Annotated in this window: 25 protein-coding genes; 24 read left to right on the top strand and 1 reads right to left on the bottom strand. The window is 71.2% G+C overall.

Annotated elements, in window-relative coordinates:
• The first annotated feature begins 113 nt into the window (after nucleotides 1-113).
• The 5 genes from paaA to paaE are packed head-to-tail and all read left to right on the top strand — an operon-like array spanning nucleotide 114 to nucleotide 3808.
• Nucleotides 114-1178: a 1,2-phenylacetyl-CoA epoxidase subunit PaaA gene (paaA, locus tag NFX44_RS10785; RefSeq protein ID WP_262283359.1), complete on the top strand. Its 1065-nt coding sequence runs from the start codon at nucleotides 114-116 to the stop codon at nucleotides 1176-1178.
• A complete protein-coding gene (gene paaB, locus NFX44_RS10780; RefSeq protein ID WP_262283358.1) occupies nucleotides 1175-1495 on the top strand; it encodes a 1,2-phenylacetyl-CoA epoxidase subunit PaaB in 321 nt (106 codons plus the stop codon). Before paaA ends, paaB begins: the two co-directional genes overlap by 4 nt.
• Nucleotides 1492-2226, top strand: a complete 735-nt coding sequence (paaC, locus tag NFX44_RS10775) for a 1,2-phenylacetyl-CoA epoxidase subunit PaaC (protein WP_262283357.1) — start codon at nucleotides 1492-1494, stop codon at nucleotides 2224-2226. Before paaB ends, paaC begins: the two co-directional genes overlap by 4 nt.
• Nucleotides 2223-2702: a 1,2-phenylacetyl-CoA epoxidase subunit PaaD gene (gene paaD, locus NFX44_RS10770; protein WP_262283356.1), complete on the top strand. Its 480-nt coding sequence runs from the start codon at nucleotides 2223-2225 to the stop codon at nucleotides 2700-2702. The genes paaC and paaD overlap by 4 nt, the downstream gene beginning before the upstream one ends.
• Nucleotides 2699-3808, top strand: a complete 1110-nt coding sequence (gene paaE, locus NFX44_RS10765) for a 1,2-phenylacetyl-CoA epoxidase subunit PaaE (RefSeq protein ID WP_262283355.1) — start codon at nucleotides 2699-2701, stop codon at nucleotides 3806-3808. The genes paaD and paaE overlap by 4 nt, the downstream gene beginning before the upstream one ends.
• A 57-nt stretch (nucleotides 3809-3865) precedes the next feature.
• Here the strand turns inward: paaE and NFX44_RS10760 are convergent, their stop codons facing one another.
• Entirely contained in the window at nucleotides 3866-4543 is a 678-nt protein-coding gene (locus NFX44_RS10760) for a hypothetical protein (RefSeq protein WP_262283354.1), read from the bottom strand.
• A 246-nt stretch (nucleotides 4544-4789) separates the two neighbouring features.
• Between NFX44_RS10760 and mqnC the strand changes: the two genes are divergently transcribed.
• The 19 genes from mqnC to nuoN all read left to right on the top strand — a co-directional run bounded on the left by mqnC (nucleotide 4790) and on the right by nuoN (nucleotide 26390).
• The gene (gene mqnC / locus NFX44_RS10755; RefSeq protein WP_262283353.1) at nucleotides 4790-5980 is read left to right on the top strand and encodes a cyclic dehypoxanthinyl futalosine synthase; all 1191 of its coding nucleotides are present in this window, start codon (nucleotides 4790-4792) and stop codon (nucleotides 5978-5980) included.
• A gap of 321 nt (nucleotides 5981-6301) precedes the next feature.
• Entirely contained in the window at nucleotides 6302-7546 is a 1245-nt protein-coding gene (locus tag NFX44_RS10750) for a cell wall anchor protein (protein WP_262283352.1), read from the top strand.
• 95 nt (nucleotides 7547-7641) lie between these two features.
• The gene (locus NFX44_RS10745) at nucleotides 7642-8352 is read left to right on the top strand and encodes a demethylmenaquinone methyltransferase (RefSeq protein WP_262283351.1); all 711 of its coding nucleotides are present in this window, start codon (nucleotides 7642-7644) and stop codon (nucleotides 8350-8352) included.
• Nucleotides 8353-8428: 76 nt separating this feature from the next.
• Nucleotides 8429-8647, top strand: a complete 219-nt coding sequence (locus tag NFX44_RS10740) for a hypothetical protein (protein WP_262283350.1) — start codon at nucleotides 8429-8431, stop codon at nucleotides 8645-8647.
• 133 nt (nucleotides 8648-8780) lie between these two features.
• Nucleotides 8781-10055 carry a geranylgeranyl reductase family protein gene (locus NFX44_RS10735; protein WP_262283349.1) on the top strand — a complete coding sequence of 425 codons (1275 nt, stop codon included), beginning with the start codon at nucleotides 8781-8783 and terminating at the stop codon, nucleotides 10053-10055.
• Nucleotides 10056-10177: 122 nt separating this feature from the next.
• Nucleotides 10178-10543: an NADH-quinone oxidoreductase subunit A gene (locus NFX44_RS10730; RefSeq protein ID WP_073834101.1), complete on the top strand. Its 366-nt coding sequence runs from the start codon at nucleotides 10178-10180 to the stop codon at nucleotides 10541-10543.
• Nucleotides 10544-10557: 14 nt separating this feature from the next.
• Nucleotides 10558-11235, top strand: coding sequence for an NADH-quinone oxidoreductase subunit B family protein (locus NFX44_RS10725; RefSeq protein ID WP_091261240.1), 678 nt, complete (start codon nucleotides 10558-10560; stop codon nucleotides 11233-11235).
• A 55-nt stretch (nucleotides 11236-11290) separates the two neighbouring features.
• Nucleotides 11291-12028, top strand: a complete 738-nt coding sequence (locus NFX44_RS10720; RefSeq protein WP_262283348.1) for an NADH-quinone oxidoreductase subunit C — start codon at nucleotides 11291-11293, stop codon at nucleotides 12026-12028.
• On the top strand, nucleotides 12025-13350 hold the full coding sequence (locus NFX44_RS10715) for an NADH-quinone oxidoreductase subunit D (protein ID WP_262283347.1): 1326 nt from the start codon (nucleotides 12025-12027) through the stop codon (nucleotides 13348-13350). The genes NFX44_RS10720 and NFX44_RS10715 overlap by 4 nt, the downstream gene beginning before the upstream one ends.
• Entirely contained in the window at nucleotides 13347-14459 is a 1113-nt protein-coding gene (nuoE, locus tag NFX44_RS10710) for an NADH-quinone oxidoreductase subunit NuoE (RefSeq protein WP_262283346.1), read from the top strand. Before NFX44_RS10715 ends, nuoE begins: the two co-directional genes overlap by 4 nt.
• A complete protein-coding gene (nuoF, locus tag NFX44_RS10705) occupies nucleotides 14456-15772 on the top strand; it encodes an NADH-quinone oxidoreductase subunit NuoF (RefSeq protein WP_262283345.1) in 1317 nt (438 codons plus the stop codon). Before nuoE ends, nuoF begins: the two co-directional genes overlap by 4 nt.
• Nucleotides 15772-18252, top strand: a complete 2481-nt coding sequence (locus NFX44_RS10700; RefSeq protein ID WP_262283344.1) for an NADH-quinone oxidoreductase subunit G — start codon at nucleotides 15772-15774, stop codon at nucleotides 18250-18252. Before nuoF ends, NFX44_RS10700 begins: the two co-directional genes overlap by 1 nt.
• Nucleotides 18249-19601 carry an NADH-quinone oxidoreductase subunit NuoH gene (gene nuoH / locus NFX44_RS10695; protein ID WP_262283343.1) on the top strand — a complete coding sequence of 451 codons (1353 nt, stop codon included), beginning with the start codon at nucleotides 18249-18251 and terminating at the stop codon, nucleotides 19599-19601. Before NFX44_RS10700 ends, nuoH begins: the two co-directional genes overlap by 4 nt.
• A 1-nt stretch (nucleotide 19602) precedes the next feature.
• Entirely contained in the window at nucleotides 19603-20244 is a 642-nt protein-coding gene (gene nuoI, locus NFX44_RS10690; RefSeq protein ID WP_151461335.1) for an NADH-quinone oxidoreductase subunit NuoI, read from the top strand.
• On the top strand, nucleotides 20241-21011 hold the full coding sequence (locus NFX44_RS10685) for an NADH-quinone oxidoreductase subunit J (RefSeq protein ID WP_262283342.1): 771 nt from the start codon (nucleotides 20241-20243) through the stop codon (nucleotides 21009-21011). The genes nuoI and NFX44_RS10685 overlap by 4 nt, the downstream gene beginning before the upstream one ends.
• Nucleotides 21008-21307, top strand: coding sequence for an NADH-quinone oxidoreductase subunit NuoK (gene nuoK, locus NFX44_RS10680; protein WP_088959269.1), 300 nt, complete (start codon nucleotides 21008-21010; stop codon nucleotides 21305-21307). The genes NFX44_RS10685 and nuoK overlap by 4 nt, the downstream gene beginning before the upstream one ends.
• Nucleotides 21308-21317: 10 nt before the next feature.
• Nucleotides 21318-23243: an NADH-quinone oxidoreductase subunit L gene (nuoL, locus tag NFX44_RS10675; protein ID WP_262283341.1), complete on the top strand. Its 1926-nt coding sequence runs from the start codon at nucleotides 21318-21320 to the stop codon at nucleotides 23241-23243.
• Nucleotides 23244-23307: 64 nt separating this feature from the next.
• Nucleotides 23308-24840: an NADH-quinone oxidoreductase subunit M gene (locus tag NFX44_RS10670; RefSeq protein ID WP_262283340.1), complete on the top strand. Its 1533-nt coding sequence runs from the start codon at nucleotides 23308-23310 to the stop codon at nucleotides 24838-24840.
• The gene (gene nuoN, locus NFX44_RS10665) at nucleotides 24837-26390 is read left to right on the top strand and encodes an NADH-quinone oxidoreductase subunit NuoN (protein WP_262283339.1); all 1554 of its coding nucleotides are present in this window, start codon (nucleotides 24837-24839) and stop codon (nucleotides 26388-26390) included. Before NFX44_RS10670 ends, nuoN begins: the two co-directional genes overlap by 4 nt.
• Nucleotides 26391-26438 lie beyond the last annotated feature (48 nt).

The raw sequence follows: 26438 nt of genomic DNA, 5'->3' as shown, positions 1-26438 counted from the left end.
GTTTGCGCAGGTCAAGCGCTGTCACTCGAAGCGGTCGGTCGGTGACAGAAGGTGGGGCGGGAAACCTATTACACCCTCTGGTGTCATTGGGCGCGAGCTGTAACACTGGCCTCATGTATGGCAACGACTTCGCCCCGCCCGAGGACGGCCCGGGCGGCGGCCTGCTCGGCGAGGTGGAGGCGGCGGAGGCCGCGCTGCGCGAGGCGGCGGCACGCGCCCGGCGCGGCGGACCGGCGCCCGACGAGGACTTCGCGGCGTACTTCACGGACGTGATCGACGCGGACCAGAAGATCGAGCCGCGCGACTGGATGCCGGAGGCGTACCGGAAGACGCTGATCCGGCAGATCGCCCAGCACGCGCACTCCGAGATCATCGGCATGCAGCCGGAGGGGAACTGGATCAGCCGCGCCCCCTCGCTCAAGCGCAAGGCGATCCTGCTGGCCAAGGTGCAGGACGAGGCCGGGCACGGTCTCTACCTCTACGCCGCGGCGGAGACGCTCGGCGTCAGCCGGGACGAGCTGGTCGAGCTGCTGATCGACGGCCGGCAGAAGTACAGCTCGATCTTCAACTACCCGACCCTGACCTGGGCCGACGTGGGCGCGATCGGCTGGCTCGTGGACGGCGCGGCGATCGTCAACCAGGTGCCGCTGTGCCGCTGCTCCTACGGCCCCTACGCCCGGGCGATGATCCGGGTCTGCAAGGAGGAGTCGTTCCACCAGCGCCAGGGCTACGAGATCCTGCACACCATGGCCCACGGCACCCCCGAGCAGAAGGCCATGGCCCAGGACGCGGTGGACCGCTGGTGGTACCCGTCACTGGCCATGTTCGGCCCGCCGGACGGAGACTCGACGCACAGCGCCCAGTCGATGGCCTGGAAGATCAAGCGCTTCTCCAACGACGAGCTGCGCCAGCGCTTCGTCGACATGTGCGTGCAGCAGGCGGAGATCCTCGGTCTCGCCATCCCCGACCCGGACCTGCGCTGGAACGAGCAGCGGCAGTCCTACGACTACACCCAGCCCGACTACGACGAGCTGATGCAGGTGATCAAGGGCAACGGGCCGTGCAACCGGCAGCGGATGGAGCACCGGCGGCGGGCCCACTCCGACGGCGCCTGGGTGCGGGAGGCCGCCGCGGCGTACGCGGCGAAGCAGCGGAACAAGGAGAAGGTGGCGGCGTGAGCGAGCGCAGCGAGCGAACCGGTCAGCCGGGCGCAAAGGATCACTCACCGCTGTGGGAGGTCTTCGTGCGCGCGCGGCGCGGGCTGTCACACACCCACGTCGGCAGCCTGCACGCCCCCGACGCGGAGTTGGCCCTGCGCAACGCCCGCGACCTCTACACCCGGCGTCAGGAGGGCGTCTCGATCTGGGTGGTGCCGGCGAGCGCGATCACCGCGTCCAGCCCGGACGAGAAGGACGCCTTCTTCGACCCGGCGGCCGACAAGGTCTACCGCCACCCCACCTTCTACGAGGTGCCGGACGGGGTGGCGCACCTGTGAGCGAGCCGAGCGAGCTGTTCGACTTCACCCTCGGCCTGGGCGACGACGCGCTGATCGCGGCGCAGCGGCTCGGCGAGTGGACCTCCCGCGCACCGGAGATGGAGGAGGACGTCGCGCTGGCCAACATCGCCCTGGACCAGCTCGGCGCGGCCCGCCTCCTGCTCACCTACGCGGGCGAGCTGGAGGGCGCCGGCCGGGACGAGGACGCGCTGGCCTACCTGCGCGGCGACCGGGAGTTCCGCAACCGCCTCCTGGTCGAGCTGCCCAACGGCGACTTCGGCGTGACCATGGCGAAGCTGTTCTTCCTGGCCGCCTACCAGCTCCCGCTCTACACCGCGCTGAGCGGGTGCGCCGACGAGCGGCTGGCCGCGATCGGGGCGAAGGCGCGCAAGGAGTCGGCGTACCACCTGGACCACGCCTCGCTCTGGGTGAAGCGGCTCGGCGACGGCACCGAGGAGTCGCACCGGCGCATGCAGGACGCGGTCGACCAGGTCTGGCCGTACACCCACGAGCTGTTCACCGCGGACCCGGCGGCGCCGGTCGACCCGGCCACCCTGCGCGCCGACTTCGACGCCGTCGTGTCCGCGGTGCTCGACGAGGCGACGCTGACCCGGCCCGCCGGCGGCTGGGCGCCGGGCGGCGGCCGGGACGGCGTCCACACCGAACACCTCTCCTACCTGCTGGCCGAGATGCAGGTGCTGCACCGCGCCCACCCGGGGGCACGCTGGTGAGCAGCCCGAGGGAGGCCGTGGCGGCGGTGGTGGACCCGGAGATCCGGGTCGTCACCATCGACGAGCTGGGCATCCTGCGGTCGGTCGACGAGGATCCCGGCACGGGCCGGGTGGTCGTCACGATCACCCCCACTTACACCGGCTGCCCGGCCATGGACGTCATCCGGGCCGACATCCGCCGCGCGCTCGCCGCCGCCGGTCACCCGGAGGCCGAGGTCCGCACCGTCTACGCCCCGGCGTGGAGCACCGACTGGATCTCCGAGGGCGGCCGGGCCAAGCTGGCCGCCGCCGGCATCGCCCCGCCCGCGCCGGCGGCCCGGGGCGGTGGCGTCGTCCCGCTGACCCTGGCCGTCCGCTGCCCGCGCTGCGGCTCCCCGGAGACCGAGCAGGTCAGCCGGTTCGGGTCCACCGCGTGCAAGGCCCTGTGGCGCTGCCGCTCCTGCTCCGAACCCTTCGACCACCTGAAGGCGCTGTGACTGTCACGATCACCCGACCGGTCCGTCGCCGGCCGGCCTTCCACCCGCTGCCCGTCGCCGCCGTCGACCGGCTCACCGACGATGCCGTGGCGATCACCTTCGCCGTGCCCGAGGAGCTGCGGGAGACGTTCGCGTTCTCCGCCGGGCAGCACCTCACGGTCCGGCGGGTCGGGGCGGACGGCACGGACGTGCGGCGGTCGTACTCGATCTGCTCGACCCCCGACGAGCTGTCCCGGCACGGCCGGCTGCGGATCGGGGTGCGCGAGGTTCCCGGCGGCGCCTTCTCCGCGTACGCCTGCGGCGCCCTGCGCGGCGGCGACACCGTCGAGGTGCTGCCCCCGCTCGGCCACTTCACCTCGGCGTTCGCCCCGGACCGCGTCCGCCACTACGGCGCGGTGGTCGCCGGTTCCGGCATCACCCCGGTGCTCTCGCTGGTCGCGACCGCGCTGTCCATCGAACCGGCCAGCACCTTCACCCTGGTGTACGGGAACCGCACGGCGAACACGGTGATGTTCGCCGAGGAACTGGCCGACCTGAAGGACCGGTGGCCGACCCGGCTGCACCTCGTGCACGTGCTCTCCCGGGAGATGGGCGAGTCGGCGCTGCTCTCCGGGCGGATCGACGCCGACCGGCTGACCCGGCTGCTCGACACGGTCGTCCCCGGCGAGGCGATCGAGGAGTGGTTCCTCTGCGGCCCCTACGGGATGGTGGTGGACGCCAAGGCGGTGTTCGCCGACCGGGACGTGCCCGACTCGGCCGTGCACGCCGAGCTGTTCCACGTCGACGCGCCGCCGGAGCCGATCCGCCGCCCGACGGACGAGCCCGGCGCCGGCGCCGAGGTGACCATCGTGCTGGACGGGCGCTCGTCGAACTTCACCATGGGCCGCGACGAGCGGGTGCTGGACGCCGCGCTCAAGGTCCGCGGCGAACTCCCGTACGCCTGCAAGGGCGGGGTCTGCTCGACCTGCAAGGCCAAGCTGGTCGCCGGCGAGGTGATCATGGCTCGCAACTACGCGCTGGAGCCGGACGAGGTGGCCGCGGGCTACGTCCTCACCTGCCAGTCCAGCCCGGTCACCGACAAGCTCACGGTCGACTACGACGCCTGACCGACACGCGCGTGCCGGTTCCGGCCCGGAAGCGGGACCGGCACGCGGCGGTGACCGTCAGCGGTTCGCGCCGAGGCAGAGCAGGAGTTCCTCCGACCCGTCCCGTTCGGTGTAGGCCGCGACCGCATTGGAGAACCGCTCGCACTGGGCGTCGTCGGTGGTGTCCTCGACCTTGCCGACGATGACGTAGGTGGCCGACTGGTCGCCGCAGTCGACGACGTTGACGAACGGGTCGGTGCTCAGGCCGGAGGCGCTGACGCAGGAACCGACGTCGGCGTAGGACGGGTCACTGGAGATCGACCAGCCGACGGCGAAGGCGATCGCCACGGGGATGCCGAGACCGAACACCGCCGCCCGGCGGAACACGGGCCGGCCCGGCGTCGCGGGCGTGCCTGGAGCGCCCGGCACCGGCTCGCCGAGGCGGCCGAGCCGAACCCGGGTGACCAGGTTCCCGATGAGGACCAGCGGCGTGATGATCATCGAGATGGGCCCCCACCAGCCCTGCCAGAGCGTCTTCGCGCTCAGGTCCCGGCAGAGGGCGATGCCGCACGACCGGCAGAACGGGCCGCGCTGGGTGAGCGTACGCATGAAGAGGAGGAAGCCCTGGTGCCCGTGGAGCGTCCCCTTGATCGCGGGGACCGAGCCGCAGCAGCGGCAGGCGAGGGCGGCGCCGGGCCAGGCCGCCGGCTGGGGCACGGGCGGGACCTGCGGGGGATTGGCGAAGGGTGCGGTCACGACTCTTCCTTGATCGAAGTCTGAGAGCACCGCACGATAGGCCAGGATCAGCGGCTCTGTTGTCCCGTTCGGTGGACGTCGCGGACCGGCGCCGACTTCGTCGCGTTCGTCACCTACGACCGGCCGATTGTTGGACGTCGCGAAGGCTCGGTCTCGCGGTGGCCAGCCCTTGAGGCGGGCGGAGGGCCGTCACACCGTCGAGCACCCCTGGCCGGGTCGGCGTCACAGCGGCGTACCCTCGGGTACGTGACGGTGAGCCGGGAGATCGACGACATCCTGCAGCGCGGCGCGGACGGCGGGCGGATCACGCCCGAGGAGGCCCTGCTGCTCTACACCGAGGCGCCCTTCCACGGGCTGGGCGAGGCGGCGGACGCGGTGCGCCGGCGGCGCTACCCGGACAACATCGTCACCTACCTGATCGACCGCAACATCAACTACACGAACGTCTGCGTGACGGCGTGCAAGTTCTGCGCCTTCTACCGGGCCCCCAAGCACCAGGACGGCTGGACCCACCCGACCGAGGAGATCCTGCGCCGCTGCGGCGAGGCGGTCGAGCTGGGCGCCACCCAGGTGATGCTCCAGGGCGGCCACCACCCGGACTACGGCGTGGAGTACTACGAGGAGCTGTTCTCCGCGGTCAAGCAGGCGTACCCGCAGCTCGTCATCCACTCGATCGGCCCGAGCGAGATCCTGCACATGGCCAAGGTCTCCGGGGTGAGCCTGGACGAGGCCATCGCCCGGATCAAGGCCGCCGGGCTGGACTCGATCGCGGGCGCGGGCGCCGAGATGCTGCCGGACCGGCCGCGCCGCGCCATCGCGCCGCTCAAGGAGTCGGGTGCGCGCTGGCTGGAGGTCATGGAGCTGGCGCACCGGCAGGGCCTCGAGTCGACCGCGACCATGATGATGGGCACCGGCGAGACCCACGCCGAGCGGATCGAGCACCTGCGGATGATCCGCGACGTGCAGGACCGCACCGGCGGCTTCCGCGCGTTCATCCCGTGGACGTACCAGCCGGAGAACAACCACCTGAAGGGCCGCACCCAGGCGACCACGCTGGAGTACCTGCGGCTGGTCGCGGTGGCCCGGCTCTTCTTCGAGACGGTGCCGCACCTGCAGGCGTCGTGGCTGACCACCGGCAAGGACGTCGGCCAGCTCGCCCTGCACATGGGGGTGGACGACCTCGGCTCGATCATGCTGGAGGAGAACGTCATCTCCTCGGCCGGCGCCCGGCACCGCTCGAACCTGCACGAGCTGATCTCGATGATCCGCACCGCGGACCGCATCCCCGCGCAGCGGGACACCCTCTACAACCGGCTCGCGGTGCACCGCACCCCGGCCGACGACCCGAGCGACGACCGCGTGGTCTCGCACTTCTCCTCCATCGCCCTGCCGGGCGGCGGTGTCGGGAAGTCCCTCCCGCTGGTCGAGGCCAACTGACGCCGGTTCCATCGGCCGGACGACCGGGTCGCCGGCCTCGGAGATAACAGGACGGCGGCGACCAGCGCGACCTCGGCCCGCGCGACGAGGCTGCCGGTTACGCTGTCGTCGTCCGCCTGACGGCGTCCTCCATCGGCCCGCGAGGGTCGTTCACATAACGCACAGCAGCAGGGGCGGGATGGGTCACCATCCCGCCCCTGCTGTCTCCGTCTCCGCACAGGACGGACGAATTCATCGATCAGGTTCTGGCGTGTCCCGACGTCGCTCCGGTAGCGTCCGTTCGTTCCGCAACCATCGGTATGTCCCGTCCCCGGGGGATCCATGACTTTCCTGCACCGATCGACGCTGACCCGTGCCGGCGTCGTCACCCTCCTGGCCGCCGGCGGTCTCGGTGTCGTCGCCGATCCGGCGCACGCCGCCGACCAGGCCGACCTGCAGCTCATTCCACTCAGCTACCAGCTGGCCAAGGGCGTCGAGGAGGCCAAGGCCAAGCCGTTCAAGTTCCAGGTGGACAACACCGGCGGCGCCGTCGACGCCAAGGGCGTCCGGGTCACGGTGGAGACCAAGGGCCTCAAGCCCCGGAAGGTCGGCGTGGTGGTCCCGGAGGGCTGCGAGGTCGACGGCACCCGCTTCTCCTGCCTGCTCGGCGACCTGGCCGCCGGCACCACCGAGGACTTCGGCATCCCGCTCTTCTCCACCGGCGGCAAGGGCGACGCGGGCACCCTGCGGGTCACCATCAGCGCGGCCACCGCCGACCCCGACCTGAAGAACAACACCGTCAAGCACGACATCACCGTCACCGAGCCCGGCTACGACCTCACGACGTGGGTGCAGGACGTGTACGCGGACGTGCAGGTCGACGGCGACGAGGCCGGTGAGTCCGGCCTGAAGCCGGTGCGGCCGGGTGAGACCGCCCCGCTGGACTGGGCCGTCTTCAACGACGGCAGCCGCCGCGCCACGGGCGTCGCGTACGGCATCACGCTGCCGGCCGGCGTCACCTTCGCCGAGCTGCCCGAGGGCTGCGAGGAGCAGGAGCTGGGCGGCCTGGCCACGGCGTACTGCGAGGACGGTGGCGCGGTGCTGGCGCCGGGCGAGTACTACAGCGCCGGCGTCCGGGTGAAGGTCGGCGCGGACGTCACCGAGCAGGTGCTCCGCCCCGGCTTCGTCTACGCCGCCGGGCTCGACGCCGCCTCCGGCGAGCCGGAGGAGGAGCCCCGGGTGGCCACCTCGACGCAGCGCCGCAGCTTCACCGAGACCGACGACGGCGACAACACCGCCCAGTTCGACGTGTTCGTCGACCAGGCCACGCAGCCCACGCCGACCCCGACTCCGACGGTCGAGCCGACGCCGACCGCCGAGCCGACCCCGACCGGCGGCGCGACGGCGAGTCCCGCGCCGACCGAGGGTGGCGGTGCCGGCGGCGGCCTGCCGGTGACCGGTGTGCAGGTCGGGCTCATCGCTGGGGTGGGCGTGGCCATCCTGCTGGCCGGCGGGGTGCTGCTGATGCTCTCCCGCCGCCGGAAGGTGGTCCTCGTCACGCCGACCGACGAGCGGGCCGAGGACTGACCAACCCGGACACCGAAGGGGCGGGGTGGGTGACCACCCCGCCCCTTCGCGTACCCGGGAGGAGTCGGGCGCGGGCCGGCTGGCAGAGTGGAGGCGTGAGCCGTACCCCCCAGGGCCAGCGCGCCAGCCTGGACAAGCAGCCGCACGAGGTCGCCGCCATGTTCGACGGCGTGGCCGCCCGCTACGACCTGACCAACACGGTGCTCTCCTTCGGGCAGGACCGGTTCTGGCGGCGGGCCACCCGGGCGGCGCTGGGGCTGCGCCCCGGCGAGCGGGTGCTGGACGTGGGTGCCGGCACTGGCGTCTCGACCGAGGAGCTGGCGCACTCCGGGGCGTACGCGGTGGGCGCGGACCTGTCGCTCGGCATGCTGCACGCCGGCAAGCGCACCCGGCCGGCGGTGCCGTTGCTGGCCGGGGACGCCCTGCGGCTGCCCTTCGCCGACGCCAGCTTCGACGCGGTCACCATCTCCTTCGCGCTGCGCAACGTCAACGACACCGACGCCGCGCTGCGTGAGCTGGCCCGGGTCACCCGGCCGGGCGGCCGGCTGGTGGTCTGCGAGTTCAGCACGCCGGTCAACCCGGCGTTCCGCACCGTCTACCTGTCGTACCTGATGCGGTCGCTGCCGGCGGTGGCGCGCACGGTGTCGAGCAACCCGGACGCCTACGTCTACCTGGCCGAGTCCATCCGGGCGTGGCCGGACCAGGCGGCGCTGGCCGCGCGGGTCGGCGCGGCCGGCTGGGGCCGGGTGGCCTGGCGCAACCTGACCGGCGGCGTCGTGGCACTGCACCGCGCGACCCGGGAGTGATGTCGGGGCCGGCGGCAAGCCGGTCCTTTTCGTGAATATCCGTTTTAGGTCTACTTTGTCCCGTAAGCTCGCCCCCATGACGGGACCCGACCGAGCGACCACCGACGACGACGCGGCGGAACTGATCGCGCAGCTCCGGGATCTGGCCGGCGCGGATCCCGCCGACGTCCGTCAGGTGGTCGCCGAGGTGCTGGCCGCACTCGACCGCGCGGCCGGCGGCGCGCTGCGCGATCACCTGCCGGAGGCGATCCGGCTCGACGCCGGCCTGGGGCCGGCCACCGCCACCCGCTCCTGACCTCCGGACGCACCCGCGCCGACCTGTTTCCGCGAGTTAGGCCCCCCTCAGCGCATACAGGTGTAACGCCGGTCATAGACTCCAACCCGATCGGCTTGTGAAGCATTTCACGAGCATGCGGGAGGAGGCGCGGATGACCGCGGTGGAGAACGACGCCGACGTCATCGTCGTGGGCGCCGGTCCCGGAGGATCGGCGACGGCGTACCACCTGGCGCGGCACGGCGTACGCGTGCTGCTGCTGGAGAAGACCGAATTTCCCCGGGAGAAGGTCTGCGGCGACGGGCTCACGCCCCGGGCCGTGCGGCAGCTCATCCGGATGGGCGTGGACACCTCGCCCGAGGCCGGCTGGCTGCACAACAAGGGCCTGCGGGTGATCGGCGGCGGGGTACGCCTGGAACTGGACTGGCCCGACCTGGCCAGCTTCCCCAACTACGGCCTGGTCCGGACCCGGCTCGACTTCGACGACCTGCTCGCGCAGCGGGCCGTCGCCGCCGGGGCGAAGCTGCGCACCAGCGTCAACGTGCTGACCCCGGTGCTCGACGCGGACGACCGCGTGATCGGGGTGCAGGCCGAGGTGGGCCCGGACAAGGAGCCGGCCACCTTCCACGCGCCGCTGGTGGTCGCCGCCGACGGCGTCTCCGGCCGCTTCCCCCTCGCCCTCGGGCTGGCCAAGCGGGAGGACCGGCCGATCGGCGTGGCGGTCCGCCGCTACTACCGCTCGGCGGCGAAGCACGACGACGACTACCTGGAGTCCTGGCTGGAGCTGCGGGCCAAGGGCAACGACGCGCTGCTGCCCGGCTACGGCTGGATCTTCGGCCTCGGCGACGGCCGGGTCAACGTCGGCCTGGGCGTGCTCAACTCCTCCTCGGCGTTCGGCAAGACGAACTACCGGCGGCTGCTCACCGACTGGCTGGCCAACACCCCCGAGGACTGGGGGATGACCGACGAGGCCAACGCGGAGGGGCCGATCCTCGGCGCCGCGCTGCCCATGGGCTTCAACCGGGTCCCGCACTACACCCGCGGGGTCCTGCTGGTCGGCGACTCCGGCGGCATGGTCAACCCGTTCAACGGCGAGGGCATCGCGTACGCCATGGAGTCCGGCGAGCTGGCCGCCGAGGTGGCGGTGCAGGCGCTGGCCCGTCCGGCCGGCGCGGAGCGGGAGCGGGCGCTGCTGGCCTACCCGCAGGAGCTGAAGGCCCGCTTCGGCGGCTACTACCGGCTCGGCGGGATCTTCGTGAAGCTCATCGGCCGTCCCGAGGTCATGCGGATGGCCACCAAGCACGGCATGCCGCACCCGATGCTCATGCGCTTCGTGCTCAAGCTGCTGGCCAACCTCACCGATCCGCGCGGCGGCGACGCCATGGACCGGGTCATCAACGCGATGACGAGGGTGGCACCCGCCGTGTAGACCACCGGTCCCGGCCCCCGGGACCGACAAAGATCGACCCCCGCCGTCGAGGTCGTGAGGGACGTGAATAGTGTGATTTTCGCCAACGACCGAGGTCAGGGAAGGATGAGCAGGGGACAACGATGACGCTCTCTCCTTACGCACCGATCATCGGGCTGTTCGCCCTCGCCGCGGGGTTCGCGCTGTTCTCCGTGGCCGCCGCCCGATTCGCCGGCCCCCGGCGTCTGAACAAGGCCAAGCTCGAGGCGTACGAGTGCGGCATCGAACCGAGCCCGCAGCCGGTCGGCGGCGGCCGGTTCCCGATCAAGTTCTACCTGACGGCGATGCTCTTCATCGTCTTCGACATCGAGATCATCTTCCTCTATCCCTGGGCGGTCTCCTTCGACGCCCTGCCGATCTTCGGCTTCGTGGAGATGGTCCTGTTCATCGTCGCGGTCTTCGTCGCCTACGCCTACGTCTGGCGGCGCGGCGGCCTGGACTGGGACTGAGGGAGGTACGTCAGATGGGCATCGAGGAGAAGCTCCCGGCCGGCGTCCTGCTCACCTCCGTGGAGAAGCTGGTCAACTGGTCGCGGAAGTCGTCCGTCTGGGGCGCCACCTTCGGCCTGGCCTGCTGTGCCATCGAGATGATGGCCGCCGGTGGTCCGCACTACGACATGGGCCGCTGGGGCATGGAGGTCTTCCGGGCCTCGCCGCGGCAGGCGGACCTGATGATCGTGGCCGGCCGGGTGAGCCAGAAGATGGCCCCGGTGCTGCGGCAGATCTACGACCAGATGGCCGAGCCCCGCTGGGTCATCTCGATGGGCGTCTGCGCCAGCAGCGGCGGCATGTTCAACAACTACGCCATCGTGCAGGGCGTCGACCACATCGTGCCGGTCGACATGTACCTCCCGGGCTGCCCGCCCCGGCCCGAGATGCTCATCGACGCGGTGCTCAAGCTCCGCGAGAAGATCATGTACGAGCCGCTGGGCGCGAACGGCCGCAAGATGCTGGAGGCCCGCAAGGAGCGCGGTGACGTGCCCGTCGTGCCCTACGGCTCGATGCCGTCGTCGTACCGCAACGACAAGGCCCGGCGCGCCGAGTGGACGAAGGCGGTCCGCGAGGGGCGCGAGGAGCAGCTGCGGATCGAGAACTGGATGAAGGCGCAGAACCACCTCCAGTCGCAGGGGGGCCCCAAGTGAGCGCGAGGAGTGCAGCGGAGCGGAGCCCCGCAGTCGCGAACGGAGGGCAGGCGCAGTGACGGCACCGAACGACAAGAACAACGACGGCGGCGTACCGGTCCCGACGACCCCGGCCGGCGCCAGCGGCACCGCCCCGGCGGAGTACCCGCCGGCCAGCCCGGCCGGGCGCGGCATGTTCGGCAACCAGGGCACCGGCGACGTCTCCGGCTACGGCGGCCTGGTCCGCCAGCGCAAGCCGATCGAGGAGGCCGCCCGCCCGTACGGGAGCTACTTCGACGAGGTCCGCGACGCGCTGGAGGAGGCGTACCCCCAGTTCGGCGAGGCGATCGAGAAGGTCGTGGTCGACCGGGGCGAGCTGACCCTGCACGTCCGCCCGGAGCGGATCGCCGAGGTCTGCCAGGTGATGCGCGACGACCTGGCGCTCCGCTTCGAGCTCTGCTCCTCGGTGTCCGGCGTGGACTACCTGGGCGCGGACGGGCGCCGGCTGCACGTCGTCTACCAGCTCACCTCGATGACCTACCGGCGCCGGGTCCGGCTGGAGGCCGCGGTCTCCGCCGAGGACCCGCACCTGCCGAGCGTCACCGCCGTCTACCCGACGGCCGACTGGCAGGAGCGGGAGACGTACGACATGTTCGGCATCGTCTTCGACGGCCACCCCAACCTGACCCGGATCCTCATGCCGGACGACTGGGAGGGGCACCCGCAGCGCAAGGACTACCCGCTGGGTGGCGTCCCGGTGGAGTACAAGGGCGCCGAGATCCCGCCGCCGGACCGGAGGAGGTCCTACCAGTGACCACGTCGAACTACGCGACCGAGCGTGAGACCACCGAGGGCAAGGTCTTCACCGTCACCGGTGGGGACTGGGACCAGGTCGTCTCCGGCACGGACCCGATCAACGACGAGCGGATCGTCGTCAACATGGGTCCGCAGCACCCGTCCACGCACGGCGTGCTCCGGCTGATCCTGGAGCTGGAGGGCGAGACGGTCCGCGAGGCCCGCTCGGTCATCGGCTACCTGCACACCGGCATCGAGAAGAACCTCGAATACCGCAACTGGGTCCAGGGCTCGACCTTCGTGACCCGGATGGACTACCTCTCCCCGCTGTTCAACGAGACGGCGTACGCGCTCGCGGTGGAGAAGCTGCTCGGCATCACCGACGAGGTGACCGAGCGGGCCACCACCATCCGGGTGCTGATGATGGAACTCAACCGGATCTCGTCGCACCTGGTCTGGCTGGCCACCACCGGCATGGAGCTGGGCGCGATCAACATGATGTTGTACGGCTTCCGCGAGCGGGAGTACATCCTCGACATCTTCGAGACCATCACCGGCCTGCGCATGAACCACGCGTACGTGCGGCCGGGCGGGGTGGCGCAGGACGTGCCGGACGACGCGATCGTCAAGATCCGGGACTTCCTCAAGATGATGCCGAAGAAGCTCAAGGAGTACGAGGACCTCCTCTCCGGCCAGCCGATCTGGATCGAGCGGACGAAGAACGTCGCGGTGCTCGACGTGACCGGCTGCCTCGCGCTCGGCGTCACCGGCCCGGTGCTGCGCTCCGCCGGTCTCGCCTGGGACCTGCGCAAGACCATGCCGTACTGCGGTTACGAGACGTACGAGTTCGACGTGCCGACGCACACCGACGGCGACGTCTGGGGCCGCTACCTGGTCCGGCTGGCCGAGATCCGGGAGTCGCTGAAGCTCGTCGAGCAGGCCCTCGACCGGCTCAAGCCCGGCCCGGTCATGGTGGCCGACCGCAAGATCGCCTGGCCGGCGCAGCTCGCCATCGGCGTCGACGGCATGGGCAACTCGCTGGAGCACGTCGCCAAGATCATGGGTCAGTCGATGGAGTCGCTGATCCACCATTTCAAGCTCGTCACCGAGGGCTTCCGGGTCCCGCCGGGCCAGGTGTACGTCGCCGTCGAGTCGCCCCGCGGCGAACTCGGCGTGCACGCGGTCTCGGACGGCGGCACCCGGCCCTACCGGGTGCACTACCGGGAGCCGAGCTTCGTGAACCTCCAGGCCCTCCCGGCGATGGCCGAGGGCGGCCTGATCGCCGACGTGATCGCCGGTGGCGCCTCGCTGGACCCCGTGATGGGTGGTTGTGACCGATGACGACTTTCACTGAAGAGACCCGGGAGCGGGCGCGGGAGATCATCGCCCGGTACCCGGCCGACCGGTCCCGCTCGGCGCTGCTGCCGCTGCTGCACCTGGTCCAGTCCGAGGAGGGGTACGTCTCCCCGGCCGGGGTCGAGTTCTGCGCCGAGGTGCTCGGCCTGAACAAGGCCCAGGTCGGCGCGGTCGCCACCTTCTACACGATGTACAAGCGCAAGCCGACCGGTGACTACCTGGTCAGCGTCTGCACCAACACGATGTGCAACGTGCTCGGCGGCCAGGAGGTCTACGACACCCTCGCCGAGCACCTGGGCGTCGGGCACGACGAGACCACCGCGGACGGCACGATCACGCTGGAGCACGCCGAGTGCCTGGCGGCGTGCGACTACGGCCCGGTCATGACGGTCAACTACGACTTCTTCGACAACGTCGACCCGCAGGGCGCGCTCGGCGTGGTGGAGGAGCTGCGGGCCGGCGGGCGGCCGATGCCGACCCGGGGCGCCCGGCTGTGCACCCTCAAGGAGATGGCCGTCCAGCTCGCCGGTTTCGCCGACGAGCGGGACGCCGCGGTGGCTGACGGCGGGCCGGGTGAGCCCACCCTGCGCGGCCTGCGCCTGGCCGAGCAGCACGGCATCTCGGTGCCGGGCTTCGACCCGAACACCCCGATCCGCAGCAAGGCCGAGGCCGACAAGGCCGCCGCCGAGGCGAAGGCGAAGGCGGAGGCCGCCAAGCCGGCCCCGGCCGAGGCCGCCGCCGCTCCGGTCAAGGGTGGCGACGGGGCATCCGCCCCCACCGGCAGCACCGCGCCGGACGTCAAGGCGCCGGACGACAAGTCGCCGCAGGTGCGTACCGCCGAGACCCGGCAGCCGGACGCGGGCACCGCCGTGCCGGACGCACCCGGCACCAAGGTCCCGACGGACACCACCGCGCCGGCGTCCCGCGACGCGCAGGCGGCGGAGGCCGCCGGGGCGGCGGCCAACCCGCCGGCCGGTGACGGCAAGCCCGCCGGCGACGAGGCCGGGGCGCAGCAGCGCAACCTCAACGAAGCGTCCTCGGGCGGCAACGGCACGACCCCGGCGGACGCGAGCGGAACGGGGGTCCAGAAGTGACCGCTCCTCGGCCGGAGACGCTGGCCAAGCTGACGCCGGTGCTCACCAAGCGCTGGCTGTCGCCGGACGCCTGGCGGATCGGCACCTACGAGAAGCTGGACGGCTACGCCGCCCTGCGCAAGGCGCTCAAGGCGCACCCGGACGACCTGATCCAGCTGATCAAGGACTCCGGGCTGCGTGGCCGCGGTGGCGCCGGCTTCCCGACCGGTCTCAAGTGGGGCTTCATCCCGCAGGGCGACGGCAAGCCGCACTACCTGGTGGTGAACGCCGACGAGGGCGAGCCGGGCACCTGCAAGGACCTGCCGCTGATGACCCACGACCCGCACTCGCTGGTCGAGGGCGTCATCATCGCCTCGTACGCGATCCGCGCCAACCGGGCGTACATCTACATCCGCGGCGAGGCCGTGCACGCCGCCCGCCGGCTGCGCAACGCCGTGCGGGAGGCGTACGCCAAGGGCTACCTCGGCCGGAACATCCAGGGCAGCGGCTTCGACCTCGACCTGGTGGTGCACTCCGGCGCCGGGGCGTACATCTGCGGTGAGGAAACCGCGCTGCTGGACTCGCTGGAGGGCTTCCGGGGCCAGCCCCGGCTGCGGCCGCCGTTCCCGGCGACCCACGGCCTGTACGCCAGCCCGACCGTGGTGAACAACGTCGGCACCATCGCCAGCGTGCCGTACATCGTGCTGGGCGGCGCCGACTGGTGGAAGACCATGGGCACGGAGAAGTCGTCCGGCCCGATGATCTACTCGCTCTCCGGCCGCATCGCCAACCCGGGCCAGTTCGAGTGCTCGATGGGCATCACGCTGCGCGAGCTGATCGAGCTGGCCGGCGGCATGCAGCCCGGGCACAACCTGAAGTTCTGGACCCCGGGCGGCTCGTCGACGCCGCTGCTCACCGCCGAGCACCTGGACGTGCCGCTGGACTTCGAGGGGGTGGCGGCGGCCGGCTCGATCCTGGGCACCACGGCCACGCAGATCTTCTCCGACCAGGACTGCCCGGTGTACGCGACCTACCGGTGGCTGGAGTTCTACCACCACGAGTCGTGCGGCAAGTGCACCCCGTGCCGCGAGGGCAACTACTGGATGGTCCGGGTCTACCGGCGGATCCTCGCCGGCCAGGGCACCCACGAGGACCTGGACACCCTGCTCGACACCTGCGACAACATCCTCGGCCGTTCGTTCTGCGGCCTGGGTGACGGTGCGACCAGTCCGGTGACCTCGTCGCTGAAGTACTTCAAGCAGGACTACCTCGACTACATCGAGGGACGTACCGCGCCGAAGCTCTCCGAGAAGCAGCTGGTGGGAGCCCACTGATGACCGACGTAGCCAAGCAGACCGAGACCGTCACCCTGACCATCGACGGCGTCCAGGTCACCGCCCCCAAGGGGGCGCTGCTGATCCGGGTCGCCGAACAGCTGGGCACCGAGATCCCGCGGTTCTGCGACCACCCGCTGCTGGCCCCGGCCGGCGCCTGCCGGCAGTGCCTGGTGGAGGTGGAGGGCCAGCGCAAGCCGGTCGCCTCCTGCACCCAGACCGTGGCCGACGGCATGGTGGTGCGGACCCAGCTCACCTCCCCGGTCGCCAAGAAGGCCCAGGAGGGGGTGATGGAGCTGCTGCTCCTCAACCACCCTCTCGACTGCCCGATGTGCGACAAGGGCGGCGAGTGCCCGCTGCAGAACCAGGCCATGTCCACCGGCCGCACCGACTCGCGGTTCCACGAGCACAAGCGGGAGTACCCGAAGCCGCTGCCGATCAGCACCCAGGTGCTGCTCGACCGCGAGCGCTGCGTGCTCTGCCAGCGCTGCACCCGGTTCTCCGAGGAGATCGCCGGCGACAAGTTCATCGACCTGATGGGCCGGTCGTCCGCCGAGGAGATCAACATCTACCGGGACGACGCGTACGGCGAGGAGGGCGACACGGGCGATGTCCCGTTCAACTCCTACTTCTCCGGCAACACCGTGCAGATCTGCCCGGTGGGCGCGCTGACCGGCGCGCAGTACCGGTTCCGGGCCCGCCCGTTCGACCTGGTCTCCACCCCCAGCGCCTGCGAGCACTGCGCGGCCGGCTGCGCCCAGCGCACCGACTGGCGGCGTGGCAAGGTGCTGCGCCGGCTGGCCGGTGACGACCCGGCGGTGAACGAGGAGTGGAACTGCGACAAGGGTCGCTGGGGCTTCCAGTACGCCCGCGCGTTCGACCGGCTCACCACCCCGCTGGTGCGGGACGAGAAGACCGGTGAGCTGCGCGAGGCGTCCTGGAGCGAGGCGCTGACCCGGGCCGCCGAGGGGCTGCGCGCCGCCCGGGACGGCGAGCGGGGCACGGCGGTGCTGACCGGCGGCCGGCTCACCGTCGAGGACGCCTACGCGTACGCGAAGTTCGCGCGGGTCGCGCTGCACACCAACGACATCGACTTCCGGGCCCGCCCGGTCTCCCGCGAGGAGGCCGACTTCCTGGCCAGCAGCGTCGCCGGGGTCACCGACGTGACCTACGCCGACGTGGAGAACGCGCCCGCCGTGGTGCTGGTCGGCCTGGAGCCGGAGGAGGAGTGCCCCATCCTCTTCCTGCGGCTGCGCAAGGCGTACCTGAAGAAGAAGCTCACCGTGTACGCGCTCGCGCCGTTCGCGACCCGCGGCCTGGAGAAGCTCGGGGCCAAGCTGGCCCGGGTGGTGCCGGGCGAGGAGGCCAGCGTGCTGGCCGAGCACGCCACGGTGGCCGAGGCGCTGAGCCAGCCGGGCGCGATCCTGATCGTCGGAGAGCGGCTGGGCGCGGTGCCCGGCGGCCTCTCCGCCGCGGCGGACGTGGCCCGGCGTACCGGGGCCAAGCTGGCCTGGGTGCCGCGGCGCGCGGGTGACCGCGGCGCGGTCGACGCGGGCTGCCTGCCCAACCTGCTCCCCGGCGGCCGCGTGGTCACCGAGCCGGCCGCCCGCGCCGAGCTGGGCGAGGCGTGGGACATCCCGGCCGGGGTGATCCCGAGCCAGGCCGGCCGGGACACCGACGGCATCCTCACGGCCACGGTCAACGGCCAGATCGGCGCCCTCGTGGTGGCCGGCGTCGACCCGGCCGACCTGGCCGACCCGCGCCTGGCCGAGCAGGCCCTGGACGCGGTGCCGTTCCTGGTCAGCCTGGAGCTGCGGATGAGCGCGGTGGCCCGCCGGGCCGACGTGGTCCTGCCGGTCGCCCCGGTGGTCGAGAAGGCCGGCAGCTTCCTGGACTGGGAAGGCCGGCTGCGTCCCTTCGAGAAGGTGCTGGACACCGGGGCGATGACCGACGGCCGGCTGCTCGACGCGATCGCCGCGCAGCTCGACGTGCGGCTCGGCACCGGCGACGTGCAGAGCGTCCGCCGGGAGCTGGGCGCGCTGCCGCCGACCCGGGTGGACCGGCCGTCCGCCCCGTCCGCCGAGCCGGTCGCCGTGCCGCAGCCCGGCGCCGGCGAGGCCGTGCTGGCCACCTGGCACCAGCTGCTCGACCTGGGCAGCCTCATCGACGGCGACGAGCACCTCGCCGGCACGGCCCGCCCGCCGGTGGTCCGGCTGGGCAAGGGCACCGCCGAGGCGCTCGGCGTCGCGGACGGCGACCCGGTGACCGTCGGCACCGACCGCGGCGCGGTCACCCTGCCGGCGGCGATCACCGAGATGCCGGACGGGGTCGTCTGGCTGCCGACCAACTCACCCGGCTCGACCGTCCGGCGCAGCCTCGGCGCGACGTCCGGTGAGGTCGTCAAGGTCTCGGCCGCGGCGGTCGCCGCCGACGTGGCCGGCCGTCCGGGTCCGCTCCTCAACACCGGGAGTGTCCAGTGAACCTCTACCTCGCGGCGCAGGACCCGACGCTTGCCGACTTCGGCAAGGACCCGTGGTGGCTGGTCCTCGGGAAGATCGTCTTCGCGTTCGTCTTCGGCCTGCTGGCCACGCTGCTCGGCGTCTGGTTCGAGCGCCGGGTGGTCGGCCGCATGGCGGTCCGGCCCGGCCCGAACCAGGTCGGCCCGTTCGGCCTCCTTCAGACCCTCGCCGACGGTCTGAAGATGGCCTTCAAGGAGGACATCCTCCCGCGGACGGCCGACAAGGTGGTCTTCTTCTTCGCGCCGACCATCTCGGTGATCTGCGCCGTCACCTCGCTGTCGGTGGTGCCGTTCGGCCCGATGGTGAGCATCTTCGGCCACCACACGCCGCTGCAGGTCACCGATGTGTCGGTGGCGGTGCTGGTGATCCTGGCCTGCTCCTCGATGGGCATCTACGGCATCGTGCTCGGCGGTTGGGCCTCCGGCTCGACGTACCCGCTGCTCGGCGGTCTCCGGTCCAGCGCCCAGATGATCTCGTACGAGGTCGCCATGGGCCTGAGCATCGTGGCGGTGTTCATGACCGCCGGCACGATGTCGACGAGCGGGATCGTCGCCGCGCAGGGGGACGCCACCGAGCTGACCATCGCCGGCCAGCAGATCCCGGCCCCGGGCTGGTACGCGATCCTGCTGCTGCCCAGCTTCATCATCTTCTTCATCGCCATGGTCGGTGAGACCAACCGGGCGCCGTTCGACCTGCCCGAGGCGGAGTCGGAGCTGGTCGCGGGCTTCATGACCGAGTACAGCTCGCTCAAGTTCGCGCTGTTCATGCTCTCCGAGTACGTCTCGATGGTGACCATGTCCGCGGTCACCACCACGCTCTTCCTCGGCGGCTGGCGGGCACCCTGGCCGATCACGCTCTGGGCGGGCGCCAACTCGGGTTGGTGGCCGATGCTCTGGTTCTTCGGCAAGGTCATCGCCCTGGTCTTCGTCTTCGTCTGGCTGCGGGGCACCCTGCCCCGGCTCCGCTACGACCAGTTCATGCGCTTCGGCTGGAAGGTCCTGCTGCCGATCAACCTGGTCTGGATCCTGGTGCTGAGCGGCCTCCGCTCGATCGAGGACTGGCAGACCAAGGACCGGCTGCTCGCCACCGGCATCGGCGCGGGCGTGCTGCTGCTGGCCACGCTCTTCTGGCCGAGCCGGAAGAAGGCGCCGAAGCCGCCGCTCCAGGAGCAGGTGAACAGCCGTCCGCACGGCAGCTTCCCGCTGCCGCCGATGGATCTTCAGGTTCCGCCGAGCCCGCGTACCAAGCGCGTGGTCGCCGAGCGGGAGCCGGCCAACGTGGTCGCCGGCTCGGAGTCAGGGGAGGTGTGACGTGGGCGCGATCACCGGAACGTTCAAGGGCTTCGGGGTCACCTTCTCGCACATGTTCAAGAAGGTCGTCACCACCGACTACCCGTTCAAGCCGCCGGTCTCGGCGCCGCGCTACCACGGGCGGCACATCCTCAACCGGCACCCGGACGGGCTGGAGAAGTGCATCGGCTGCGAGCTGTGCGCCTGGGCCTGCCCGGCGGACGCGATCTACGTGGAGGGTGGCGACAACTCCGAGGAGCAGCGCTTCTCCCCGGGTGAGCGGTACGCCAGCGTCTACCAGATCAACTACGCCCGGTGCATCTTCTGCGGGCTCTGCATCGAGGCCTGCCCGACCCGTTCGCTCACCATGAGCAACGAGTACGAGCTGGCCCGGGACAACCGGCAGGACCTGATCTTCACGAAGGAGCAGCTGCTCGCGCCGCTGCTGCCGGGCATGGAGCAGCCGCCGCACCCGATGCGGCTGGGCGACAGCGAGAAGGACTACTACGTCGGCGGGCTGACCAACCCGGGCACCTCGGCCGGCGCCGAGCACTCGCCGATGGGCCCGGGCCGGTACCAGGTGGAGGAGCACCCCGGCGTGACCTTCCCCGGCGCCGAGCAGGCCGCTCAGCGGGCCGAGGCGGGCAAGGGAGCAGGAGCATGACCAGTCAGACGGTGCTCGCCGCGGCGGGCCAGGTGTCCGGGGGTGAGGAGGTCACCTTCTGGATCCTCGCCCCGCTGGCCCTCCTGGGGGCCATCGGCATGGTCTGGGCGCGCAACGCGGTGCACTCGGCGCTCTGGCTGGTGCTGACCATGCTCTGCCTGGGCGTGTTCTACGTGCTCCAGGCCGGGCCGTTCATCGGCATGGTGCAGATCATCGTCTACACCGGCGCGATCATGATGCTGTTCCTGTTCGTGCTGATGCTGGTCGGCCGGGACGCCTCCGACTCGCTGATCGAGACGCTGCGCGGCCAGCGGGTCGCCGCGGTGGTGCTCGGGCTCGGCTTCGCCGGCCTGATCGGCTCCGGGCTCTACCGGGCGCTGGAGGGCGTGCAGGCCGTCGGCCTGGACCGGGCGAACGCCGAGGGCAACGTGCAGGGCATCGCCCGGCTGCTCTTCACCAAGTACGTCTTCGCCTTCGAGCTGACCTCCGCGCTGCTCATCACGGCGGCGGTGGGCGCGATGGTGCTGGCGCACGTGGAGCGGCGCAAGGAGGACCGGATGGACCAGGTCGCCACCATGAAGGCCCGGTTCCGCCCCGGCAACTACCCCGGCCCGAAGCCCGGACCGGGCGTCTTCGCCACGTCGTCCTCGGTGGCCACCCCGGCCCGCCTGCCCGACGGCCGGCTGACCGACCGCAGCATCCCGGAGATCCTGCCGGTGCGGGAGCTGACCGCCGAGGAGACCACGCTGAAGGGGACCGACAAATGACCCCGGACTACTACCTGATCCTCGCGGCGGTGCTGTTCACCATCGGCGCCGTCGGCGTGCTGGTCCGGCGCAACGCGATCGTGCTGTTCATGTGCGTCGAGCTGATGCTCAACGCGGCCAACCTGACGCTTGTCACGTTCAGCCGCATCAACGGCGACCTGAACGGCCAGATCATGGCGTTCTTCGTGATGGTGGTGGCCGCGGCCGAGGTCGTGGTCGGGCTCGCCATCATCATGTCGATCTTCCGGACCCGGCGCTCGGCGAGCGTCGACGACGCCAACCTGCTGAAGTACTGAGGGGCTCGTGGTGGAAGAGACTGTGGAATTCGCCCAGGCCAGCGGGCTTCTGGGCAGTGTCTGGCTGCTGGTGGCCATCCCGCTGGTGAGCGCGGCGATCCTGCTGCTGCTCGGCAAGCGGGCGGACCGCTGGGGTCACTGGCTGGGCGTGGCGGCCATCGGCGCCGCCTTCGTGCTCGGCCTGACCTACTTCTTCCAGCTCCGTGGCCTGGAGAACAAGCAGGTCGAGCAGAGCCTCTGGCAGTTCATCACGGTCGGCGACCTCAAGGTGGACTTCGGTCTGCTCTTCGACCCGCTGGCCGCCGTCTTCGTCCTGCTGATCACCGGGGTGGGTTTCCTGATCCACCTCTACGCGGTCGAATACATGGCGCACGACGAGGGCCGCCGGCGGTTCTTCGGGTACTTCAACCTGTTCGTCGCCGCCATGCTGCTGCTCGTGCTCGGCAACAACTACGTGATGCTCTACTTCGGCTGGGAGGGCGTCGGTCTGGCGTCGTACCTGCTGATCTCCTTCTGGTACGGCCGGCCGAGCGCGGCCACCGCCGGCAAGAAGGCGTTCCTCATGAACCGGGTCGGCGACGCCGGCCTGGCCATCGGCATCTTCGTCATGTTCGCCATGCTGGGCACCACCCAGTACGACGAGGTCTTCAACGGCGTCGGCGCGCTGAGCAGCACCACCGTGCTGGTGCTCGGCCTGCTGCTCCTGCTCGGCGCGACGGGCAAGTCCGGCCAGTTCCCGCTCCAGGCGTGGCTGCCGGACGCCATGGAGGGGCCGACCCCGGTCTCCGCGCTCATCCACGCGGCGACCATGGTCACCGCGGGCGTCTACCTGATCGCCCGCTCCAACCCGATCTTCTCGGCCGACCACACCCTCCAGCTCGTGGTGGTCAGCGTCGGCGCGGTCACCCTGCTGATGGGCTGCGTCATCGGCGCGGCCAAGGACGACATCAAGCGGGTGCTGGCCTGGTCCACGGTGAGCCAGATCGGCTACATGTTCCTCGGCGTCGGCCTGGGCGGCGCGGCGTACGCGCTGGCCATCGTGCACCTGCTGGCGCACGGCTTCTTCAAGGCCAACATGTTCCTCGGGGCCGGCTCGGTCATGCACGGCATGAACGACCAGGTGGACATCCGGCGCTTCGGCAACCTGTCGAAGTACATGAAGGTCACCTGGCTGACCTTCATGATGGGCTGGCTGGCCATCATCGGCATGTTCCCGTTCTCCGGCTTCTTCTCCAAGGAGCCGATCATCGTGGCCGCGTTCGAGCGGGAGGGCTGGACGGCGTGGCTCTTCGGCCTGGCCGCGCTGCTCGGCGCCGGGCTCACCGCGTTCTACATGACCCGGCTGTTCGTGCTCACCTTCCACGGCCCGGCGCGCTGGACCGAGGACATCGAGCACCCGCACGAGTCGCCGAAGCTGATGACCATCCCGCTGGTCCTGCTGGCCATCGGCTCGGTCGGGGCGGGCTTCCTGCTCGCCACGTCGGTGCCGGACTGGCTGGAGGCGACCGCCGGCCTGGGCGGCCAGGAGGAGGGCCACGAGGCCGTCCTCGCGCACTGGCTGATCACCGCGCTCTCCCTGCTGGTGACCGTGCTCGGCGCCGGGCTGGCCTGGTTCCTGTTCCGCACCGGCACGGCCACCGAGCCGCAGCCGGCCGGCGTGCTGGTCACCGCCGCCCGCCGGAACCTCTACACGGACGCCGTCAACGAGGCGGTCTTCGAGAAGCCGGGCATCTTCCTCACCCGGGCGCTGGTCTTCCTCGACAACCGGGGCGTCGACGGGCTGGTCAACGGCCTCGCCGCCGCGGTGGGCGGGGGCTCGGGCCGGCTCCGGCGGCTGCAGACCGGTTTCGTGCGGTCGTACGCGACCTCGATCCTGACCGGCGCGCTGCTCGTGGTGGCGGCCTTCCTGGCGGTGCAGGCGGGGTGGCTGGCGTGATCGACCTCAACGCGGCCGCCCCCGCCGGCGGGCCACGCAGTCACGACGGAGGTAAGGCCGAATAATGTCCAACTTCCCGTTCCTCTCGGTGCTGACCGTGGCACCGCTGGTCGGTGCCCTGATTGTGGCCCTGCTGCCGCGGCGCAACCCGGACCTGGCCAAGCTGGTGGCGTTCGGCTGGTCGCTGCTGGTGCTGGTCCTCTCGGTGGCCATGTGGATCGCCTTCCAGGCCGACGGTGACCGGTTCCAGTTCCGCGAGTCGTACGCGTGGATCCCGAACTGGGGCGTCAACTTCACCTTCGAGGTGGACGGCATCGCGCTGGTCATGCTGATGCTCATCGCGATCCTGGTGCCGCTGGTGATCCTGGCGTCGTGGCACGACGCCGAGTCGTCCAGGCGCTCGGTGCCGGTCTACTTCGCGCTGCTGCTCATCCTCGAGTGCACGATGATCGGCGTCTTCGCCGCCGCCGACGTCTTCCTGTTCTACGTGTTCTTCGAGGTCATGCTGGTGCCGATGTACTTCCTCATCGGCAGCTACGGCGGCCACCAGCGGCAGTACGCGGCGGTCAAGTTCTTCCTCTACTCCCTGGTCGGCGGCCTGTTCATGCTGGCCGCGGTGATCGGCCTCTGGGTGGTCGGCGGGAAGACCTTCGACTGGCAGGCGCTCAGCCAGGCGGAGTTCGCCACCGACACGGCCCGCTGGCTGTTCCTCGGCTTCTTCCTCGCGTTCGCGATCAAGGCGCCGTTCTTCCCGTTCCACACCTGGCTGCCGGACGCCGGTGGCGCGGCCCCGGCCGGCGCGGCCGCACTGCTCGTCGGCGTGCTGGACAAGGTCGGCACCTTCGGGATCCTGCGGTACTGCCTGCCGCTCTTCCCCGAGGCGTCGAGGTGGTTCGCCCCGTGGGCGCTGGCGCTCGGCGTGATCGGCATCATCTACGCCGCGCTGCTGGCGGTCGGGCAGAACGACCTCAAGCGGCTGGTGTCGTACACCTCGATCGCGCACTTCGGGTTCATCGGCGTCGGCATCTTCGCCTTCACCACCCAGGCCGGCACCGGCGCGGTGCTCTACATGCTGAACCACGGCCTGGCCACCGGCCTGCTCTTCCTCGTGGTGGGCATGCTGATCGCCCGCCGGGGCTCGGCGCTGATCAGCGACTTCGGCGGCGCCGGCAAGCTCGTGCCGCTGCTCGCCGGGGTGCTCTTCTTCGCCGGTCTCGCCTCGCTGGCGCTGCCCGGCACCGCGCCGTTCGTCTCCGAGTTCCTGGTGCTGATCGGCACGTTCACCACGAACAAGCCGGTCGCGGTGATCGCCACGCTCGGCATCATCCTGGCCGCGGCCTACGTGCTGTGGATGGTGCAGCGCACCACCCAGGGCACCCTCAACCCGGCCCTGACCGAGGTCGACGGCATGCGCCGGGACCTCAGCCTGCGCGAGAAGGTCGTGGTCGCCCCGCTGATCGCGCTGATCGTGCTGCTCGGCTTCTACCCCAAGCCGGTCACCGATGTCATCAACCCCGCCGTCCAGGCGACCATGCAGGACGTCGGCAAGACCGATCCCGCCCCTGAGATCGGCAGTGTCCAGGAGGCTGCGAAGTGAGTGAACTGAAGCTGCCGTCGATCGACTACGCGGCGCTCGCTCCCATCCTGATCATGCTGGGCGCCGCCCTGGTCGGCGTCCTGGTCGAGGCGTTCGTGCCGCGCCGCCTGCGTAACGCGGTGCAGCTCACGCTCGCCCTGCTGGCGGTGCTCGCCGCGCTGACCATGGTGATCCTGAACGCCGACGACCGGCTGATCACCGCCGGTCAGGCCATCGCCGTGGACGGGCCGACGCTCTTCCTCCAGGGCGCCATCCTGATCCTGGCCGCCATGGCGCTGCTGCTCGTCGGGGAGCGCGCGGTGGAGCGGGGCGGGGCCTTCGTGGCCCATGCCGCGGTCACCGCCGAGTCCGACGACGACCGGCGGCAGGCCGAGGGGACGGGTGGCACCACCGAGGTGTACCCGCTGGTCACCTTCGCGATCGGCGGCATGCTGATCTTCGTGGCGGCGAACGACCTGCTGACCATGTTCATCGCGCTCGAGGTCTTCTCGCTGCCGCTGTACCTGCTCTGCGCGCTGGCCCGCCGCCGGCGGCTGCTGAGCCAGGAGGCCGCGCTGAAGTACTTCATGCTCGGCGCGTACGCCTCGGCGTTCTTCCTCTTCGGCGTGGCCCTCATCTACGGCTTCACCTCCGGGATCCCGAACCGCGGCGCCGGCGTCGACTTCGCCACCGTGCACGCCGCGGTGGGCGAGTCCACGTCCAGCCCGGTGCTGCTCTTCGCCGGCATGGCGCTGCTCGCCATCGGCCTGCTCTTCAAGGCCGCCGCCGCCCCGTTCCACGTCTGGACCCCGGACGTCTACCAGGGCGCCCCGACGCCGGTGACCGGCTTCATGGCCGCCTGCACCAAGGTCGCCGCGTTCGGCGCCCTGCTGCGGGTCTTCCACGTGGCCTTCGCCGGCGCCTCCTGGGACTTCACCCCGGTGCTCGGCGCGGTGGCCGTGCTGACCATGCTGGTCGGCGCGGTGCTGGCGGTCACCCAGACGGACATCAAGCGGCTGCTGGCGTACTCGTCGATCGCGAACGCCGGCTACCTGCTGGTGGGCGTGCTGGCGCCCAGCAAGGACGGGCTCTCCGGCACGATGTTCTACCTGGTCGCGTACGGCTTCTCGGTGCTCGCCGCGTTCGCCGTCGTGACCCTGGTCCGGGACGCCGACGGGGAGGCCACCCACCTGTCCCGCTGGGCCGGGCTGGGCCGCCGGTCGCCGTTCTTCGCGGCCATCTTCACGTTCATCCTGCTGGCCTTCGCCGGTATCCCGCTCACCAGCGGGTTCACCAGCAAGTTCGCCGTCTTCGCCCCGGCGCTGGACGCGAACCAGGCCTGGCTGGTCATCGCCGGCGTGCTGACCAGCATGGTGCTGGCCTTCCCGTACCTGCGGGTCGTGGTGATGATGTGGCTCTCCGAGCCGGGCGACGCCACCCCGACGGTCACCGTGCCGGGCGCGCTCACGTCGGCCGCCCTGGTCATCGGCGTGCTCGCCACGCTGGTCCTGGGTGTCGCTCCGGCGCCCCTGCTCGACCTGGCCAACGGCGCCGCCGAATTCGTGCGATGACCCAGGATCTCCCCGGGGGGCCGGTACGCCGTGGCGTACCGGCCCCCG

The sequence above is a fragment of the Micromonospora sp. MA102 genome (genome assembly GCF_025460765.1).
Classification (GTDB): domain Bacteria; phylum Actinomycetota; class Actinomycetes; order Mycobacteriales; family Micromonosporaceae; genus Micromonospora; species Micromonospora halotolerans.
This window is presented reverse-complemented; position numbering and strand designations above follow the sequence as displayed.